This is a genomic window from Saccharothrix tamanrassetensis (genome assembly GCF_014203665.1).
In the GTDB taxonomy this organism is placed as follows: domain Bacteria; phylum Actinomycetota; class Actinomycetes; order Mycobacteriales; family Pseudonocardiaceae; genus Actinosynnema; species Actinosynnema tamanrassetense.
In genome coordinates this window covers 151,288-170,919 of sequence record NZ_JACHJN010000001.1, presented here as the reverse complement: position 1 = coordinate 170,919, position 19,632 = coordinate 151,288, and the positions used below count along the sequence as shown (strand labels likewise).

The following is a 19,632-nucleotide window of genomic DNA, read 5'->3' as shown; positions in this document are numbered from 1 at the left end:
TCCGGTGTTCTCCCGCGAACGGAATGCGTCGACGCACAGAATCACCGGCGAATGCGAATCGGGGGCTGGATCGATTTTTGTGGCGGGTATTATTCGTCGGTGGTGATCGTGGACGACGCTAGCATCGGCTATTTGACCGTGTACAGTCGCCCGAATGGGTTGTCCATCGCCCCGGGTGGACAATTACTCCGGTTGGTGGCGGCGGGCGACACGATTCGGCGAACACCGGTGATTCGGACAGACGGACAGTATTCAGCTGGCCGTGCTCACAGCCAGGGGAACACGGCGACCAGGAACAACTGCACCAGCACGACCCAGTACGCGGTGACGGCCGTGGTCACCAGCACCCGGCTGCGCCACCGCAGGAGCAGGAACGGGAACACGAACGGCAGCAGCCACCGCCCGTGCCGCTGGACCAGCGCGCCGGTGGCCTGCCCGAGCGGCTTGCCGGCGGCGTGTTTCGCGAGCCACTCGCCGATCAGGCCGTAGCACCCGAAGACCAGCGGGAACAGCCACAGGGCCACCACGCGCACCAGGAACGTCTCCGACAGGCTGAACGCCGGGAAGTACAGGACGACCGCCGCGCCCAGCCCGACCGCCGCCGCGATCGCGTACAAGGACTTCATCCCCGCCTGTGGGCCACCGGCCCGGTCCCTCCGGTACGGGTGCGTGCGCGCCAGGTGCTCCTGCAGCCGCACGTGCCGGAACCGGTAGGTGGCACCGACCTGGCGCAGCACCCCGCGCCGGTGGGCGTCGTCCAGGAACCCCAGCACCCGTACCGGCAGGCGGCTGGGCCACCTCGCGAGCGTCGCGACCCGCAGCACGCCCAGCGAGCCCCATGCCGACCTGACCCACAGCGTCAGGCCGATGGCCGGACCGACGAACACCCCGATCCACGGCGCCGTCCCCAGCCACAGCATCGGCCCGGTCGACAGCGTGGCGGTCGCGGCGACCAGGAGCGTGCGGGCCCGGTCCGAGCGCAGGGTGGCGCGCGGTGTCGCGGCCCGGGCGATGTCGGCGGGCACGGTCATCAGCATCACCAGCGACAGCGGCACCGCGACGACGGTCGTGATCGCGAAGCCCGCCATGATGCCGTCGTAGAGCGCGTCGTCGCCGGAGAACACCAGCGTCACGTAGCCGTACACCAGGCCGAACCCGAACCCCGCCGCGACGCTCGCGCCCAGCCCGGTGGCGATCGCCCGCAGGGCGCGGCTCGCCTCTCCGGCGGTCGTGGGCAGCCGCAGCCCGGTGCGGGCGGGCAGACACGCCCGGCCGGCGAGCACCGATCCGACGCCCACCGCGAGGCCGGTGGCCAGTGCGGCGCGGAGCACGATCGGGTCGTCCACGAACAGCTTGTCCACCAGGCCGATGAGCGTGAACAGCAGAGCGATCACGATGACGAACGCCGTCCGGGACGACGCCTGCGGCAGTTCCCACCACGCGATGTCCTGGCGGCCGCGCCGTTCGAGCTGCCACGCCAGGGAACGCAGCCACCGCAGGGCTTTCGCGTCGCCGTCGGGGTAGTGCGCCGGGACGAAGCGCTCCAGCAGGTGGTCCTCGACCGTCGCCCGGCTGCCGAGCCGCCCGGTGAGCAGCGCGGCCGGATCGGCGTTGGTGCGGCTGTAGGCGGATCGGGCGAGCGTGGCCATCAGCGGAGTGGACAGCGCGGCGGCGAGCGGACCCGCCGGTTCGCGCTCCAGGTGCTCGAACACCGGATCCCACTTGGCGGTCAGGCGTTGCGGCGTGGCGTCGCGGAGGTAGGCGATCACGTCCTCGGTGCGCAAGGGTTCCAGTTCCACGACGGCCGCGCCCGCGAGCGGTTCGGCGGGCCGGGGCGAGTCGGTGTCGAACAGGGCGCGGTAGGCCTGTGAGCGGCAGGTCAGCACCAACGGCTCGGACCTCGGCACCCACCGGTTGACGGAGTGGATGGCGGCGGCGCGGGACGGCTCCGCCATCTCGTCCAGGCCGTCGAGCACGGGCAGCACCCGGCGGGTCCGGACCAGGTGCCCGGCGAACGTCGTGCCGGCCTCGATCGCGCCCAGCGCCGGGTAGGTGTCGGCGATGCGGCGCGCCATCCAGGCGTCCGGCTCCTCGGCGGCCGGATCCCAGGAGGCGATCGGCAGGATCACCGGGACGGGGTCGCCGGGGGAGCGGGCGGCCAGCAGGCCCAGCGCGAGTTCGAGCGCGACCACGGACTTGCCCGCGCCCGGTTCGCCGATGACCACGAGGCGCCGGTTCGGCAGCCGGAGGAACGCCCGCACGGCTTCGTCGACGCGACCCGTCGGGTCGGGTGCGGATGCGCTGCCCGGGTCGTCCAACCCGAACCCGAACACGCGCTCCGGCCGGTCCACCAGTCCGGGCGCGACCCCGGACCAGCGCACCGGCAGCAGGTCGTTCAGGTCGCGCACGCCCCGTTCGCGCCGCCACTCCACGCCCAGCGCGGTGGCCAGCTCCTCCAGCAGCCGGTCGACGGGCGCGGCCGGGGCCTGGCGCCGGGCCACCCGGAGCGAGGCGATCGACACGACCAGTCCCGGCACGCCGACCGCCAGCCCGAGGACCAGCCCGCCGACACTGGCCCAGCTGTCGGCGTCGGCCAGCGTCCGGCCGGCCAGGAACCACACCGCCCCGCCCAGCACGGCCGCCAGCGACGCGCACCCCAGGACCACCCACACCGCGCCGGATAAGCCGGACCTCCGCATGGGTCCAGGATGGCCTACCGGCCCGTGGATCGACGTCGAGCCGCTCCGGCGGCCGTGAGGAGGAACGCGGGCGACGACCAGTAGTCGGACAGCGGGGTCACCCGCACGTCGGTGAAACCCGCCCGCGTCACCTGCTCGACCCACCGGGCTGCCGGCTGCTCCCAGGTGGAACGCACCGCCCCGGGCAGCAACTGCCCGGTCAGCACCGGCATCAGGAAGCCCTGGGCGACCAGGTCCCGGTCGGCGTCGTACTCGGCCAGACCACGCTCGTAGGTCTCGGCGAGGAACCGGAGGCGGTCGTCCGGCGCCAGATCCGGCACGTCGAACTCCGCCACCGCCAGCACGCCGACCTTCGGCGCGAGCGCGGACAGCACCTCGTCGCGCACCTCGTGCGGCAGGGCGTGCAGGGCGAACGTCGACTGGGCCACGTCGAACTGCCCGCCCGAGGTCACGAACGGCTCGACGGTGGTGTTGCGGGCGTCCAGTTCGATGCCGTCCGGCACGCCCCGCACCGCCACGTCCAGCAACGCCGCGGACGGCTCCACCAACGTGAGTCGGGACGGCCGGTACGCGTTGAGCGCGGGCAGCAGCGCCCGACCGTCGCCGCAGCCGATGTCGAGCAGGGACGCCGGCCGCGCCCGGTCGTAGAGGTCGGCCAGCGCGGAGGTGACCGCCTCGTACAGGTCGATGTTGCCGCCACCGTTGATGAACGCCTTGAACGCGGCGGGCTGGTCGTACACGGTCCCGTCGGCGTCACTGGTGAGGTACGCGGTCAGCGCGCGGCCCAGTGGCGAGTCGACGGTGGACGCGAGGTCCCTGGCGCGGTCGGGTTCTCCGGCGGTGAGGGCGGCCAGTGCGGTGGTGATCGTCACCTGTCCAGCTTGGCAAACAGCCCGGTACGCCGGGCGAAGCGGGCACTGCGGGAACGGGATCACCGACCGGTCCGGCTTGGGCCGTGCAGGTGGTGCCCGAGGGCGCGGGCGATGCCGTCCGGTCGGGATCCCCGGTGAAATTTGTTGTGGCACAAGCATTTTCTGCGGCCTCCGACAGGTCGTCGCACCGACGCCGCCCGGTAACGGCTCGTGCCGCCCCACCGATCCCCGGCGTGGAACCAGGGCCGCACGGCCTCGGGGAACAGGCAGGAATCCCATGTCCTTATTCAGTGCCTTCCGGCACAGATCCGAAGCGGCGTCGGCTCGGCTGCTCGCGGTCGTCGTCCTCTCCGCAATCCTCGTAGCCCCGACGCCGTCGACGCCGTCGGCGGTCGCGGAGCCGGCGGCAGCGCCTGCGGTCGAGTTCACCGGAGTACCCGGCGGAGCGACTGTCGGCGCGCCCTACACGTTCTCCGGCACGCTCACCGAACCCGCCGACGTCGCTGCCGTCGAAGTGTCCACGGACGGCGGCTCGCTGTGGCGGGCGGCCACCTGGCAGGCCGGCGGTGTGTCGTGGAGCCACACGTACACGCCGAACGCCTCCGGGCAGGCGCAACTGCGCGTCCGCGCGCTGGACGCCGCGCAGAAATCCGTGAGCACGGCCTCCGCCACGCCCGACGTCGCGGCCAGGGTCTGCCCGTGCGGCCTGTGGTCCGACAGCGACACCCCGAGCACGCTCGACCTCGCCGACGCCTCGGCGCTGGAGCTGGGCGTCCGATGGCGGGCCGCCTCCGCCGGCTACGTGCGCGGCGTCCGGTTCTACAAGGGGCCGGGCAACACCGGCACCCACACCGGCAGCCTGTGGACCACCGCGGGAGAGCGCCTGGCGACCGGCACGTTCACCGACGAGACCGCGAGCGGCTGGCAGACGCTGACGTTCCCCGCCCCCGTCGCGGTCGACGGCGGCCGGACCTACGTCGTGTCCTACCTGTCGCCGACCGGGCACTTCTCCGCGGACACCGACTACTTCGCCACGTCCGCCCGGCACCTGGAACCGTTGACCGCCCTCCAGTCCGGGACGGGCGAGGGCGGCAACGGCGTGTACCGCAGCGGCGGCGGCTTCCCGAATTCGACGTCCCAGCACCGCAACTACTGGGTCGACGTGGTGTGGGCACCCGAGCCCGGAGCCGACACCCGTGCGCCGGGCCTGGCGTCCACCTATCCCGTCGGCGGGGCGGGCAGCGTGCCGCTGAGCCCCGCGGTGAGCGTGACGTACGACGAGATCGTCGACCCGGGTTCGGTCGAGTTCACCCTGCACGGCCCCGATGGCCCGGTGGCGGGCACGGCATCCGTCAACGGCACGGTGGCACGATTCGTCCCGTCCGCCGCCCTGGCCGCCGGCACGTCGTACACGGCGACGGCGCGGGTACGTGACGCCGCGGGCAACCAGGCCGCCGCGTACAACTGGGTGTTCACCACGGGCTCTCCCCGTCCGGCGGGGTGCCCGTGCACGGTGTGGGACGACTTCGCGTCGCCCGTGGAGCCGGCCGCCGTGGACACCGCTGCCGTCGAAGTGGGCACCAAGGTCCAGTTCAACGGTCGGGGAGAGGTGCTCGGCGTCAGGTTCTACAAGGGACAGGGCAACACCGGCACGCACACCGGGTCGTTCTGGTCGTCCACGGGCTTGCTGTTGGCCACCGGCACGTTCACCGACGAGACCACCACCGGCTGGCAGACCCTGACGTTCCTGTCACCGGTCAGCGTGCAGGCGAACACCACCTACGTCGTGTCGTACTACGCACCCCACGGCCGCTACGCGGTCAATCCCGGTTTCTTCGAGACGCAGGCCGCCTACGGCGGTATCCGGGCGCTGGCGCACGGCGTGGACGGCGGCAACGGCGTCTTCCGCTACGGCGGCGGGTTCCCCGGGACCAGCCACAACAAGAACAACTACTGGGTCGACGTGGTCTACCGGAGCGGCTTCAACGGGGATCAGACCCCGCCGACCCTGGAGGCCAGGACCCCCGCGTCGGACGCGACCGGCGTGCCGGTGGGCGGATCCGTCTCGCTGACCTACGACGAGCCGATCGACCCCGCGTCGCCGCAGGTGTGGCTCACCGATCCGGGCGGCGTGAAGCTGACCGGCAGGGCGGTGCTGTCCGACGACCGGAAGACCGTGGTCTGGACCCCGAGCGCCGCGCTCGTCGCGAACACCAGGTACACCGTGCACGCGACCGCGGCGGACGTCAACGGCAACGCGACGGCCACCACGGCGACGTGGTCGATCACCACGGAGGCGTTGGCGCCCTGCCCGTGCTCGCTGTTCAGCGCCGCGACCGTGCCGACCACGACATCGGCCGCCGACGGCAACGCGTACGAGTTGGGCGTCCGGTTCAAGGCAACCTACAACGGCCGCATCAGCGGCGTGAAGTTCTACAAGGGCGACGGAAACACCGGCACGCACACCGGCTCCCTGTGGTCCGCCACCGGCACCCGGATGGCGACCGGCACGTTCACCGGGGAGACGGCGGCCGGTTGGCAGACCTTGACGTTCGCCGCCCCGGTCGACGTCCGCGCCGGGACGACCTACGTGGCCTCGTACACCGCGCCGCGCGGGCGGTTCGCCGTCGACTACTCCTACTACCAGCCACGACGGGTCGACTCGCCCCCGCTGTCCGCGCCGCAGAACAGCTGGGACAACCCCAACGGCGTGTACCTGGAGGGCAGCGGGTTCCCGACGAAGACCCACCAGGGCAACAACTACTGGGTGGACGTCGTCTACACGTTCAGCGGCGACACCGTCCCGCCGGTCAACAGCAGCCACACGCCGTTGAACGACGCGACGGAGGTGGACCTGGACGGTCCGGTCACGGCGACGTTCGACGAGCCGATCGACCTGGCGAACACCACGTTCACCGTCACCGACGGCGGTGGGGCGAGGCTGGAGGGCACGCCGGCCCGGACCGGCGACGGGCACACGGTGATCTGGACGCCGAAGGCGAAGCTGTCGGCCAACACGCGGCACTCGGTGAGCGTGCGGGCGGCGGACGAGACGGCGAACCACACGTTGGTTCCGGTGACGTGGCGGTTCACCACCACGGCCACCCAGACCTGTCCGTGCACGCTGTTCAGCGACGCCTTGGTACCGGATCTCGACTGGGTTCCCTACGTGTACGTCTACAACGTCGGGGTCCGGTTCAGCCCGACGGTCGACGGCGTGATCACCGGGGTGCGGTTCTACAAGACCGGGTGGAACACCGGTACGCACACCGGCTCGCTGTGGGCGTCGGACGGCACCCGGCTCGCCACCGGGACGTTCACGGGGGAGACCGAGAGGGGGTGGCAGACGCTCACGTTCGCCACGCCGGTTCCGGTGACCGCGGGGACGAGCTACGTCGGCAGCTACACGCCCAGTGCCCACCCGGCCAGGACCACGGGTTACTTCAGCGGTCAGGGCGTGGACTCGCCTCCGCTGACGGCCCCTGACGGGACGCGGAACGGACTGTTCGGCTCCGGGACCGCGGGGATGCCGGACCAGGTGGCGGCCGGCGTGAACTTCTTCGTCGACGTGGTCTTCGAGACCGCGTCGCCCTGAGGAAGCGGTGGTCCCGGAGGGCAGCGCACCCTCCGGGACCACCGGTCGGTCAGGCGTCGATCTGCTTGGCCTCCGGATCCGAGCTGATCGAGATCTTGCGCGGCTTCGCGCGCTCGGCGACCGGGATGCGCAGGGTCAGCACCCCGGACTCGTAGCTCGCCCGGATCCGGTCCGCGTCCAGGGCCTCGCCCAGGAACAGCTGCCTGCTGAACACGCCGCGCGGGCGCTCGGCGACCTGGTACTCGCGGTCGCCGTTGCCGGGCCGCTCCGCCCGGACGGTCAGCACGTTGCGCTCCACGTCGAGGTCGATGGACTCCGCGGACACGCCGGGCAGGTCGAACTGCACGACGAACTCCTCGCCGCTCCGGTACGCGTCCATCGGCATGGTGGCCGGCCGGGTGCTGGTCCCGTTGGCGCCGAAGAACTGCTGGGTGAGCCGGTCGAGCTCACGGAACGGGTCGGTGCGCATCAACATCGTCACAGGCTCCTTCCACTCCCATCAGGTCGGGTGGGGCGACATCGTCGCCGCTCGACCTTGACAACGAGCGACTCAACTTTCCTGTTCCCGATGGCGGGAAGATTTTTTCAGCGGCGTGCGACCAGCACGGACAGCCCGGCCACCGCCAAGCCCGCCAGGCTCAGCGCGACGCCGACCCAGGCGGTGGCGGGGTAGCCCCAGCCGGCGGTGATCGCCAGACCGCCGAGCCAGGCACCCGCGCCGTTGGCGATGTTGAGCGCCGAGTGGTTCGACGACGACGCCAGCGACGGCGCGTCGGGGGAGGCGTCCATCAACCGCACCTGGAGCGCCGAGGCGAGGATCTGGGACGCGAAGCCGAGCAGGAACACCGAGCCGATCGCCGCCGCCGGGAACCGCGCGGTCAGCCCGAACACCGCCAGCACGGCGGCCACCGAGACCAGCGCCCCGAACACGGTGCCCATCACCGACCGGTCCACGAACCGGCCGCCGACCGCGGCGCCGATCGTCATGCCCAGCCCGAACACGGCCAGCACCCACGGCACCGCGCCGCCGGGCAGTCCGGCGACCTCGGTGGTGAGCGGCGAGATGTAGGAGTAGACGGCGAACATGCCGCCGAACCCGATCATGCCGGTGACCAACGCGAACCACACCTGCGGCCGGCGGAACGCGCGCAGCTCGGCGGTCACGCTCGCGTCCCGCGCGGCGGGCAGGTGCGGCAGCCACCGGGCCACCGCCAACGTCGTCACGACCGCGATCACGGCCACCGCGACGTACGCCGCCCGCCACCCGACCCGCTGCCCGGCGGCGGTCACGACCGGCACGCCGACCAGGTTGGCCAGCGTCAAGCCGACCATGATCCGGGAAACCGCGGTACCGCGCCGCTCCGGTGGCACCAGCGCGGCGGCCACCACGGCGGCGATGCCGAAGTACGCCCCGTGCGGCAGGCCGGCGACGAAGCGGGCGAGCACCAGCAGGCCCGCGTTCGGCGCGATCGCGGACAGCCCGTTGCCCACCGCCAGCGCGATGGTCAGGCCGATCAGCAGTCCTTTGCGGGGCAGTTTCGCGGCGAGGCCGGCGATCAGCGGCGCACCGACCACGACGCCCAGCGCGTACAGGCTGATCGCGTGGCCGGCGGTGGGGATGGAGACGTCGAACGTGTCCGCCATCTGCGGCAGCAGGCCCATGGTGGCGAACTCGGTGGTGCCGATGGCGAACCCGCCCAGCGCCAGTGCGCTCATCGCGGCGGTGCCGCCCCGGTGGCCGGTGGTGGACGCGGTGGTGGTTGTCGTCATCGTGGGATCACTCCTGTGGACACGTCCCGTGTCGACAGCGACCGCGACCGATCGAACAGATGCTGAACCGATTCTACCGGCGGTGTTTCCGTTCGCCCGGGTGCGGATCCTCACAGCCGGCGCGTCCCGGGGGCGGCAGGCGCGTTCACTCTTTCGTGTAGCGGGCGCACCCCAACGGGCCTCGTGACGGCGGGCGCTTCGGTGCGAGCCTGGACGGAGAGGTCCGGCGGTGGGGTCGGGGGACGGCTTCGGGGGGCCCGCACGGACGACTCGGACATCCGCCGCTGCCGAGGAGTTCCCGTGAGCCACCCCGTCGCACCGCCGATCCCGGTAGCCCGTGGCGCGCTCCCGCTGGTCGGCCACGCCCTGTCGGTGCTGCGCGGCCCGGCCGGGTTCCTCTCGTCCCTGGCCGAGCAGGGCGACCTGGTGCGCATCGCGCTCGGTCCGGTGAAGGCGGTCATGGTGTGCGACGCGGAACTCGCGCACCGGGTGTTCGTGGACGACAGGACGTTCGACAAAGGCGGGCCGTTCGTCGACCGCGCCCGCGAGGTGGTGGGCAACAACCTGGCGTTCTGCCCCCACGCCGACCACCGGCGGCAGCGCAGGCTGCTCCAGCCCGCGTTCCACCCCGGCCGGTTGCCCGAGTACGCCCGGACCATGTCCGCGCAGATCACCGAACGGGTCGACGCGTGGCGCGACGGCGACATCCTGGACGTGTACGCGCAGATGACCGTGCTCACCACGAACGTGCTGACCGCCACCATGTTCTCCGGGACCTTGACGCCGGCCGAAGTGCGTCGGTCGCAGCAGGACGCGGACGCCCTGGCCGAGGGCGTCCTGTCCCGCATGTTCATGCCCGACGTGCTCACCCGCGTGCCGCTGCCGCGCAACCGCCGCTTCCGGCGCGCGAGGGCCCGGATGCGGCAGACCGTCGGAGCGATCGTCGCGGACCGGCGCGCGGTCGGCGGCGACCGCGGGGACCTGCTCTCCGCGCTGCTGTCGGCCGGCGACAGCGAGTCCACCGGCGACGCCCGGACGCTGTCCGACGACGAGATCGTCGACCAGGTGATGACCTTCCACCTGGCCGGCAGCGAGACCACGGCGACGGCGTTGAGCTGGGCGCTGCACCTGGTCGCCGGCCACCCCGACGTGGAGCGCCGCCTGCACGCCGAGGTCGACGCGGTGCTGGGCGGGCGGATCGCGACCTACGACGACCTGCCCGGACTGCCGTTCACCGGCCGGATCATCACCGAGACGCTGCGGCTGTACGCGCCGGCCTGGCTGCTGACCCGCAAGGTCACCGCGGACACCGAGCTGGGCGACCACGTCCTGCCGGCGGGCACCGTGGTGGTGTACAGCCCGTACCTCATCCACCACCGCGCCGACCTCTACGAGAACCCGGAGCGGTTCGACCCGGACCGCTGGGACGCGGCGCGACGACCGGCGCCGCCGCGCATCGCGTTCCTGCCGTTCGCCGGTGGTGCCCGCAAGTGCATCGGCGACCGTTTCAGCCTGGTCGAAGCGACCCTGGCACTGGCGTCGATCGCCGCCCGGTGGCGGTTGGCGCACGTGCCCCGCGAACCGGCTCCCCGACCCGCCGCGTCCGCGGTGATCCGGCCGCACCGGCTCCGGATGCGCGCTACCCGTCGGACAGCCGGGTAGCGCACCAATAGGGTCAGTGCGTGCCCATCGCATTCGACACGACCGGCCTCCAACAGCAGGACCCGACCACCTGGCTGAACCCCGCCACCGGCGACCGGGTCAACCTCCAGTACTTCGACCTGGTGCCGGACCTGCCCGCGCCGTTGGAGGACCTGCCCAGACTCCGGCACGACCTGGCGGTGATCTACGGCGAGGCGGGCTGCCTCATCGAGGCGCACACCCTGCTGCTCGGCGGGGTGCCCGCGCTGTTCCAGGTGCTGAAGCTGCCGATCCCCGACCAGCAGAACGGTCAGGTGTTCGTCGGGTCTTTCACCGTGCCCCGCGCGGGTTGCAGCGCGGTGTTGCAGACGCAGGCGGTGGAACGCGGCATGACCGGGGTGCGGGAAGCCGTGCTGGTGGCCCGCATCGGCTTCGACAAGTGGCTGATGCCGCACCCGTACGCACCGCACCTGAAGGGCCGGCTGCCGTTCCACGCGGGCGACGACCCGCGCTACGACCCGGAGTTCGCCGACCACCCGCTGACCAGGGTCCGCGCCTGGGCCCACCACGTGATCCGCACCGCGACCGTGGACCCGAGGTTCGCCACCCTGCCGCCGTTCCCCGGCCCGGCCCCGCAAGGACCACCGCCCGGCCCGCAAGCCGCACCTCAAGCGCCGCCGGCGGCACCGGCGCCCACCCAGGCCCCGCCCGCCCACCAGGCGCCGGACTCCGCCGAACCCGCACACCAGGCGCCGAACCACGCCGCCGCGCCCCAGCACGCCGCACCACCTCAGCACGCCGCACCACCCGCGCACGCCGCACCGCCCGCGCACCAGGCGCCAAGCCCCGCCGGAACGCCCCAGCACGCCGCATCACCCCAGCACGCCGCGCCGCCCACCCATGCCGCACCGCCCGCGCCCGCACCGGCACCACCCGGTCCGGCGGTCGGTTCCACCATCACCACGGTCGTCCCCGGCATCCCGATCGGCGGTTACCTGCCGCTCTGGATCGGCGAGGAGTGCACGTTCTGGCGGATGAACGACCCGGCCGAGGTCCTGGCCACGCTCGGCCGCGGGGCGCTGGCCCGCACCCCGTTGGCGGAGAACAGGTTCCGGGACCTGGTGGCGCTCGACGAGTCCTCCTCCGGCATCGTCCTGCTCAACCGCTACCGCTCGGACGACGGCGGCATCGCGGCCGGTGTCGCCGGGTTGACGCGGGTGAGCGGTCAGGAGGCGAGTGCGGGCCTGAACGAGGACACCCTGCTGGAGGCGTTCCGCTGGGTCGGTCAGGCCAGTGCGGCGGCGGCCGAGCGCGGTGAGTGCGTGACGGTCGAGCCGGGCAAGCACGACGGTGAGCTCCAGGAGCCGTTCGTCATGCTCGTGGTGCAGGACTACGAGGGGGAGAAGCTGTCCGTCGTGCAGACCGCGCCCGCACCGCCCGCCGACCTCCCGCTGTGGGAAGGCAGGCAGTCGCTGAGCGGCCCCGCCACGCCGGAGTCGATCGTGACCGGCGGCATCCTCGCCATGTACGCGATGGACACCTGGGGCGTGCACCCGCTGCACATGTGCCTGACCTTCGGGCCGGTGCCGGGGCTGGTGCGCACCTAGGGCCCGGGTGGATCCGGTGCGGGAGGCCGTCACCGGATCCACGGGGTCGCGCACGGCCGGGCCCGGGTGGGGTCAGGTCAACCGGGCGAACCTGCGCAGGTGGTCCAGGTCGGGCACCAGCACGTCCCGCCGGTAGTGGCTGACCACCACACCGGCCTTGCGCAGGTCGCTGAACGCCTTCTCCGCCGTGCGCGGCTTCATGCCGGCCATCGACGCCAGCTCGACCTTGGTCAGCGGGATCCCCAGCGTCCACCCGCCGCGTTCCTCGCGGCCGTAGGAGCCGACCAGTTCGGCCAGCACCCGCGCCACCCGTTCGGCGGCGGTGTGCGAGAGGAAGTCGCGGCGGCGCTTGTTCGCCCAGCGCAGCTGGTCGTCGATCACGCTGATCAGCTCGACGAACATGTCGTTGCGGCGGTGCAGGAACGCCGTCAGCTCCGCGCTGGTGATCAGCTTCGCCACGACGTCGCCGCAGGTCACGACGGTCGCCGAGCGGGGCTTGTGGTCCAGCGCGGCCATCTCGCCGACCAAATCGCCCGCCACCCGGATGGCGAGCACGGCGGTGTCCCCGGCCTCGTCCGTGACCTGCACCTTGACCACGCCGTCGAGCAGCAGGAACGCGTGCGTGTCGTGCGCGTCCTGTTCGATCAGCTCGCGGTCGGCGGCGTAGCGGACCACCGTGCCGACGGTCAGCAGCTCCTGCCGGGTGTGGTCGCGCAGCCGCCCGAGCAGGCTCTCGTCGGGCCACTGGGGGTCGGTCGCCAGGTGGGCGCCGGTCGACGTGGTCGTCCGGACCGGGAACTGGCGGGGCACCGCGTTGCGGGTGAGCGGGATCGCCGGGCCGGAGCGGGCGAGCAGGCGGGCCGCCTCCTCCACCGGCACGTGCACGTCCTCCAGGGCGCGCCGGGCACCGAACTCGCCCGCGTGCGCCTCGCAGACCCGCAGCTGGCGGGCGAGCAGCCGGGCCGCCGGGTGGGCGGGACCGTGCAGGGAGCCGGCCCGGCCGGCGGCGGTGCGCACGGTGTCCAGGGCGCGCCGGGCCTGTGCGTGCGCGCCCTCCAGCCTGGCCACCTCCAGTTCGGCGGCGGCCAGGTTGGACTGGGCGACCAGGGCGTGCGGGTGGTCCGGTCCGAGCTTGGCCACCGCGAGGTCGGCCGCGCCGCGCAGGCGGGGCAGCACGAGCTGCGCCTGTGCGGCGGACCGCCGCACGCGGGCCAGTTCGAACTCGGCCGAGGCCAGGTTGGACTGGGCGACGAGGGACTGCGGGTGGTGCGGTCCCAGTGCGGCGACCGCGCGGTCGGTGGCCTCCCGCAGGTCGGCCAGCGCCTCGCCCACCAGCTCCGTGCCGCCCTGGTCGCGGGCGATCTGGAAGCGCGCCGAGCGGAGGCTGATCAGCACGGCGAGGGTGCGCGGGTGGTCGGCACCGACCAGGGCGGTGCTGCGGTGGAGGTCGACTTCGAGCGCGTCCGGGTCGGCGGTGGGGTCGGCGAGTAGTTCGGGCGCGGCGGGGACGTGGTCGCCGACCGCGGCGGGCATCCGCTCCGACCGGGCGCGGGCGACGCCCACCCCGATCGCGGCGGCCAGGGTGAGCGTGCTGCCGTCACCCGACCACCTGCCGCCCTCGGGGAGGATCCGCGTGGTGGCCATCGCGCCGGAGGGCGTTCCGGTCCACGGGCCGGCGATGTGCCTGCCGACCAGGTCGGTCCGGCCCTGGGCGACCGCGACCAGGGCCCGCTGGTCGCGCACCTTGGCCGCCTCCTCGCTGCCCGGTTCGATCAGGTCGAGCATCGCGTCCAGCAGTTCCTCCCCGGCGTCGGCGGAACCGATCCGGGTCAGCGCGGCGACACAGCGCAGGATGCGGTCGACGTGCCGCCGGGCCGTGGTGGTGTCGAGCGTGTCGGCGAGTTCGATCGCCAGGTGCCGCGCCTCCCTCCGGTCCGGAGCGGGTCGCGACAGGACGGATTCGAGCTCGACCACTCGGCTGTTCATCCGGCACTCCAGGTGGCTGGGTGGTTTGCGTCGGGGGTATGGGGGTCGACTCGTACTGCCGGTGTGGAATCGGTCCCCATAGCGCGGATATCGTGCGCTATGACGCTTCGTTAGCCCGACTGGTGACATCGTTACGGCCAGAATGGTCGGACGTTCGTCCGGAAGCCGCACTACTGCGGATCATGAGCCCGACTTATAGTCGGTCGCGGTGGATTTCATTGGTCACGTCGAATGCTACGGCCCGCATTCGAGTGCTCCTGCCTGCTCCGGGCGCCGGAGGCGCCACCTGCCGACACCGCGCGGATCCGGTCCGACGAAAGACGAATCATTTCAGCGTTTTGGTCACTGTGCGTGAAGTGAAGCCGCTCGATCGGGTGGCGATCAGCGGTGTTACTGAAAGCTACTCGGGCATTGTGGGATGTGTTCACGATGTCGGCCGCATTGCTGCCCGGACGCCCGCGCCCGGCGCCCCCGGCGGGTCGAGCCGGGCGGCCGTGACACAGTTGGGCCATGCGGGTGGAGGTGTTGGGACCGCTGGCGGTGACCGCCGACGGCGTGGCGGTGGAGATCGGCGGCACGCGGGTGCGGGCCCTGCTGATCCGGCTCGCGCTGGGCGCCGGGCGCGTGGTCACCGTGGAGGAGCTCGCCGACGCGCTGTGGCCCGAGGACAAGCCCGCCGACGAGGTGGGTGCGGTGCGCTCCCTGGTGTCCAGGCTGCGCCGCGCCCTGCCCGACCCGACCGCCCTCCGGTCCGCGCACAGCGGCTACTGCCTGGACCTGCCGCCGGACGCGGTGGACGCGCACCGGTTCGACCGGCTGGCCCGCGCCGCCCGACGTGCCCTCACCTCCGGTGATCCGGCGACCGCGCGCCGGCTCGGCCGGGAAGCCCTGGACCTGTGGCGCGGCGCCGCACTGGCCGACGTCGCGGGCGTCCCGTTCGCGGTGGGCCACGTGGCCGGGCTGGAGGAGACCCGGCTGGCCGCGTTCGAGGACACCGCCGAGGCCGACCTGGCCTGCGGGCCCGCCCAGCACCTGGTCGCCGACCTCACCGACCTCGCCGCCCGCCACCCGCTGCGCGAACGGCTCCAGGCGCTGCTGCTGCGGGCGCTGTTCGCGGCCGGCCGCCCGGCCGAGGCGCTCGCCGCCTACGAGGACGTCCGCCGCCGGCTGGCCGACGAGCTGGGCGCCGACCCCGGACCGGAACTGCGCGAGACCTACCAGGAGATCCTGCGCGCCGAGCCGCCCGACCGCCCCCGCGCGGGCAACCTGCGGATGCCGCTGACCAGCTTCGTCGGCCGGTCCGCCGACCTGGACCGGGTAGACGAGCTGCTCACCCGGCACCGGCTGGTCACCCTGGTCGGCCCCGGCGGCGCGGGCAAGACCCGGCTCGCCACCACCGCCGCCGCCCGCCTGCCGGCCGGCGCGTGGCTGGTCGAACTGGCCCCGGTGACCGACCCGGCGGACGTGCCGACGGCCGTGCTGGGCGCACTGGGCCTGCGCGGGCAGCGCGCGGTGGACCGCCCGCTGGAGCAGTTGGACACGGTGGGCCGGCTGGTGGAGACGCTGTCCCGCACCGAGTCCGTGGTCGTGCTGGACAACTGCGAGCACCTGGTCGACGCCGCCGCCCGGCTCGCCGAGGAGCTGCTGGGCCGGTGCCCGGGGCTGCGCGTGCTGGCCACCAGCCGCGAGCCGCTGGGCGTGTTCGGCGAGGCGATCGTGCCGGTGCCGCCGCTGGACGCCCCGACCGCCGTGCGGCTGCTGGCCGAACGCGCCGCCGCCGTGCGCCCCGACTTCGCGGTCACCGACGACAACGCCCCGGCGCTGGCCGAGATCTGCCGCCGGCTCGACGGCCTGCCGCTGGCCATCGAACTGGCCGCCGCCCGGCTGCGGTCGCTCTCGCCCGAGCAGCTGGCCGCCCGCCTGGACGACCGGTTCCGCCTGCTCACCGGCGGCAGCCGGACCGCGCTGCCGCGGCACCAGACGCTGCGCGCCGTGGTGGCGTGGAGCTGGGACCTGCTCGACGAGGCCGAACGGGACTTCGCCGAACGCCTCGCCGTGTTCCCGGCGGGCGTCGACCTGGAGGCCGCCGAGCACCTGGTCGGCGAGGACGCGTTCGACCTGCTCACCGCGCTGGTCGACAAGTCGCTGCTGCACGCCGTCGACGGGAACCGCCACCGGATGCTGGAGACCATCCGCGAGTACGGCCTGGAGCGCCTGGGCGAGAGCGGGCGCATCGGCGCGGCACGGGCCGAGCACGCCGAGTACTACCGGGACCTGGCCGAGACCGCCGAACCGCACCTGCGCTCCGGGGAGCAGCTGGCCTGGATCGCCCGGTTGGAGGCCGAACGCGACAACCTGCTGGCGGCCCTGCACTTCGCCGCCGACCGGGGGGACGCGGACACCGCGGTGCGGCTGGCGGCGGCGATGAGCCTGTTCTGGACCATGCGCGGCAACCGGGCGGAGTCCGTCGGCTGGTTCCGGCTGGCGCTCGGCGTGCCGGGGGAGTCCGCGCTCGTCGCGCGGCACGTGGTCTCGGCGTTCCTGCTGGTCAACGACGCGATCTCGGGCGGCTTCCAGAACCTGGACGACCACGCGGGGCGGCTGCGCGAACTGGCCTCCCACGCCGAGCCGACGCACCCGGTGCTGGTGCTGCTGGAGCCGATGGTGGGCCTGTTCCTGGACGAGACCGCGGGCGCGGTGGAGGCCATCGACGCCCGGCTGGCGCACCCGGACCCGTGGGCGCGGGCGATGCTGTGGATGGTGCGCGGCGCGGTGCGCGAGAACATCGGCGACATGGCCGGCTCGCGCGAGGACACCCTGGTCGCCATCGCCGGCTTCCGGGAGGTGGGGGACCGGTTCGGCCTGTCCCAGGCGTTGACCGGGGTGGCCGAGGCGCACCTGGCGTTCGGCGACCCGGCCCGGGCGGTGGAGGCGCTGGAGGAGTCGGTGCGGCTGCTGCGCGAGCTGGACCCCGGGGACGACGCCGCGCACGAGCGGATCCTGCTGGCCACCGCCCGCGTGCAGCAGGGCGACGTGGCCCGCGCGAGAGCGGAGTGCCTGGACCTGACCCGGCCCGCGGCGAAACCCCAGCCGTGGTCGGCGCGCGGGGTGGCGTTCGCCCGGCTGCTGCTCGGCGACCTGGCCCGCCGCGAAGGTGACCTCGCGGAGGCGGCCCGGCAGTACGAGACGGCGGTCGTGGCGTTGGCGGACGCGCCGTTCGTCATCCCGCAGTTCACCGCCCTGGTGCTGTGCGCCCAGGCCTACCTGGCGATCGACCGCGGCGATCCCGCGACCGACCTCGTGCGGCAGGCCGGTGACCAGGCGCTGTCGTCCAAGGACATGCCGGTGATGGCGAAGGTGGCGGTGGCGGCCGCCGCGCTGAGGGCCGGTGCACACGACGCGACCGGGGCCGCGAAGCTGCTGGGCGCGGCCGAGCGGCTGCGCGGGGCCCCGGACGCGCTGAACCCCGAGGTCGTGCGCCTGGCCGAACGCCTGCGGGCCGACATCGGCGACGCGGCGTACGACCTGGCCTACGCCTCGGGGGTGGCGCTCGACCGCGAGGACGCCATCACCCTCGCCCGCCTCGGCCGGACCGGTGCCCCGCCTCTGGCGTCCTGATCGGCGAACCCCGCCGAGCCCCGCCCCGGGTCGGCGGTCGGCCCGCGGGTGGCGGCGGCCACCCGCGGGCCGCGTTCAGGCCCGCCTGCGGTAGGCCCGGACCGCCAGCGGCGCGAACACCGCGACGATCAGCGCCGACCACAGCAGCGTCCACAGCACCGGACCGGCCACCGGTCCGCCGACCATCAGCCCCCGCGCCGCGTTCATGACGTGCGTGACCGGGTTGACCTCCACCCACGACCTCAGCCACGACGGCAGGGTCTCGGCGGGCGCGATCATGCTGGTGCCGAAGGTCAGCGGGAACAGCGCCAGGAACCCGATGCCCTGCACCGCGCCCGGTTGCCGCGCCAGCATCCCCACCAGCACGAACGCCCAGCTCAGGCAGAACGCGAACAGGATCACCAGCAGGCACGCGGCGAGCGCGGGCAGCAGCCCGGTCTCCACCCGGAACCCCATCAGGGTGCCGAACAGCAGCAGCGACACCACCGCCACCACGTACCGGATGAGGTCGCCGAGCACCGAACCGATCAGCGGCGCGGACCGCCCGATCGGCAGGCTGCGAAACCGGTCGAACACGCCCTTGCCGATGTCGGTGTTGAGGTTCACGCCGGTCGCCATGCCGCCGAACACGGTGGTCTGCACCATGATCGCGGGCAGCAGCTGTTGCAGGTAGTCGTGCGTCGAACCGGCCACCGCGCCGCCCAGCAGGTACACGAACAGCACCACGAAGATGACCGGCTGGAGCGTCACGTCGAGCAGCTGCTCGGGCGTGCGCACGGTCTTGATCAGGCTCCGCCTGGCCAGCGCCAGGCTGTGCCTGGCCAGCCCGAACGGCCGGTGCCCGGCCCGTGCGGGCACGGTGCGTTCCGCGATCAGCGTCATGCCGCCTCCTCCGTTCCGGTGTGCCGCCCGGTGAGGCTGAAGAACACCTCGTCCAGGCTGGGCAGTCGCAGCGACAGCTCGGTCACCGAGATCCCCAGCACGTCCAGCCGCTTCACCACCTCGGTGAACGCGGTGTCGCCGTCCACCGGCACGGTCACCACGCCCCGGCTCGGTGACTCCGGCTGGTGCCCGGACACCGCCGCCAGCACGGCGGCGGCGTCGGACAGCCGGTCGTGGTCGGCGGGCCGGACCAGGATCGTCTGGCCGCCGACCACGCTCTTGAGCGACGCGGGCGTGCCGTGCGCGATGACCCGGCCGTGGTCGATCACCGAGATCTCGTCCGCCAGCGCGTCGGCCTCCTCCAGGTACTGCGTGGTCAGCAGCACGGTCGCGCCGTCGGCGACCAGCGTGCGCACCACGTGCCAGATGTCGTCCCGCTTGGCCGGGTCCAGCCCGGTGGTGGGCTCGTCCAGGTAGATCACGTCCGGCCGGCCCACCAGGCTGGCGGCCAGGTCCAGTCGCCGTCGCATACCGCCCGAGTAGGTCTTGGCGGGCCGCCCGGCCGCCTCGACCAGGTCGAAGTCGGCCAGCAGCTCGGCCGCCCGCGCCTTGGCGTCGGCGGTGCGTAGGTTCAGCAGTCGGCCGATCAGCACCAGGTTCTGGGTGCCGGTGAGGTCCTCGTCCACCGACGCGTACTGCCCGGTCAGGCCGATCAGCCCGCGCACCTCGGCGGCGTGCTTCACCACGTCCAGCCCGCCCACGGCGGCCCGGCCCTCGTCGGGACGCAGCAGCGTCGCCAGGATCCGGACCGCCGTCGTCTTGCCGGCGCCGTTGGGCCCCAGCACCCCCAGCACCGTGCCCGTCCGCGCCGCCAGGTCGACACCGGCCAGCGCGGTCGTCTTCCCGTACCGCTTGACCAGGCCTTCGGCCTCGAAGGCATAGCTCATCGTTCCTCCCTCGGC

Annotated in this window: 11 protein-coding genes; 4 read left to right on the top strand and 7 right to left on the bottom strand. The window is 73.2% G+C overall.

Going from position 1 to position 19,632, the window contains the following annotated elements; all coding sequences use genetic code 11:
- Positions 1–266: 266 nt before the first annotated feature.
- Complete coding sequence (locus FHS29_RS00780; protein ID WP_184687252.1) at positions 267–2,699, bottom strand: NACHT domain-containing protein; 2,433 nt, start codon at positions 2,697–2,699, stop codon at positions 267–269.
- 14 nt (positions 2,700–2,713) lie between these two features.
- Positions 2,714–3,571, bottom strand: a complete 858-nt coding sequence (locus tag FHS29_RS00775; RefSeq protein ID WP_312864675.1) for a class I SAM-dependent methyltransferase — start codon at positions 3,569–3,571, stop codon at positions 2,714–2,716.
- A 277-nt stretch (positions 3,572–3,848) separates the two neighbouring features.
- Here FHS29_RS00775 and FHS29_RS00770 point away from each other — a divergent pair, with 277 nt between their 5' ends.
- Positions 3,849–7,166, top strand: a complete 3,318-nt coding sequence (locus FHS29_RS00770) for a DUF4082 domain-containing protein (RefSeq protein ID WP_184687249.1) — start codon at positions 3,849–3,851, stop codon at positions 7,164–7,166.
- Positions 7,167–7,215: 49 nt separating this feature from the next.
- On the opposite strand, the gene FHS29_RS00765 is transcribed toward FHS29_RS00770, so the two are convergent.
- Complete coding sequence (locus tag FHS29_RS00765) at positions 7,216–7,641, bottom strand: Hsp20/alpha crystallin family protein (protein ID WP_184687247.1); 426 nt, start codon at positions 7,639–7,641, stop codon at positions 7,216–7,218.
- A 110-nt stretch (positions 7,642–7,751) separates the two neighbouring features.
- A complete protein-coding gene (locus FHS29_RS00760; protein WP_184687245.1) occupies positions 7,752–8,936 on the bottom strand; it encodes an MFS transporter in 1,185 nt (394 codons plus the stop codon).
- 300 nt (positions 8,937–9,236) lie between these two features.
- Here FHS29_RS00760 and FHS29_RS00755 point away from each other — a divergent pair, with 300 nt between their 5' ends.
- Both FHS29_RS00755 and FHS29_RS36195 read left to right on the top strand, forming a co-directional pair.
- Positions 9,237–10,598 carry a cytochrome P450 gene (locus FHS29_RS00755; RefSeq protein ID WP_184687244.1) on the top strand — a complete coding sequence of 454 codons (1,362 nt, stop codon included), beginning with the start codon at positions 9,237–9,239 and terminating at the stop codon, positions 10,596–10,598.
- A 20-nt stretch (positions 10,599–10,618) separates the two neighbouring features.
- Positions 10,619–12,184: a hypothetical protein gene (locus FHS29_RS36195; RefSeq protein ID WP_221455250.1), complete on the top strand. Its 1,566-nt coding sequence runs from the start codon at positions 10,619–10,621 to the stop codon at positions 12,182–12,184.
- Positions 12,185–12,256: 72 nt separating this feature from the next.
- On the opposite strand, the gene FHS29_RS36485 is transcribed toward FHS29_RS36195, so the two are convergent.
- Complete coding sequence (locus FHS29_RS36485) at positions 12,257–14,170, bottom strand: cyclic nucleotide-binding domain-containing protein (RefSeq protein WP_246439750.1); 1,914 nt, start codon at positions 14,168–14,170, stop codon at positions 12,257–12,259.
- Between the two features lie 510 nt (positions 14,171–14,680).
- Between FHS29_RS36485 and FHS29_RS00740 the strand changes: the two genes are divergently transcribed.
- Positions 14,681–17,788 (top strand): AfsR/SARP family transcriptional regulator, encoded by a 3,108-nt coding sequence (locus FHS29_RS00740; protein ID WP_184687242.1) that lies wholly within the window; start codon positions 14,681–14,683, stop codon positions 17,786–17,788.
- Between the two features lie 75 nt (positions 17,789–17,863).
- Here FHS29_RS00740 and FHS29_RS00735 read toward each other — a convergent pair whose 3' ends face one another.
- Together FHS29_RS00735 and FHS29_RS00730 are read right to left on the bottom strand one after the other, a co-directional pair.
- On the bottom strand, positions 17,864–18,670 hold the full coding sequence (locus tag FHS29_RS00735; RefSeq protein WP_184687240.1) for an ABC transporter permease: 807 nt from the start codon (positions 18,668–18,670) through the stop codon (positions 17,864–17,866).
- A complete protein-coding gene (locus FHS29_RS00730; RefSeq protein WP_184687239.1) occupies positions 18,667–19,617 on the bottom strand; it encodes an ATP-binding cassette domain-containing protein in 951 nt (316 codons plus the stop codon). Before FHS29_RS00730 ends, FHS29_RS00735 begins: the two co-directional genes overlap by 4 nt.
- Between the last annotated feature and the right edge of the window lie 15 nt (positions 19,618–19,632).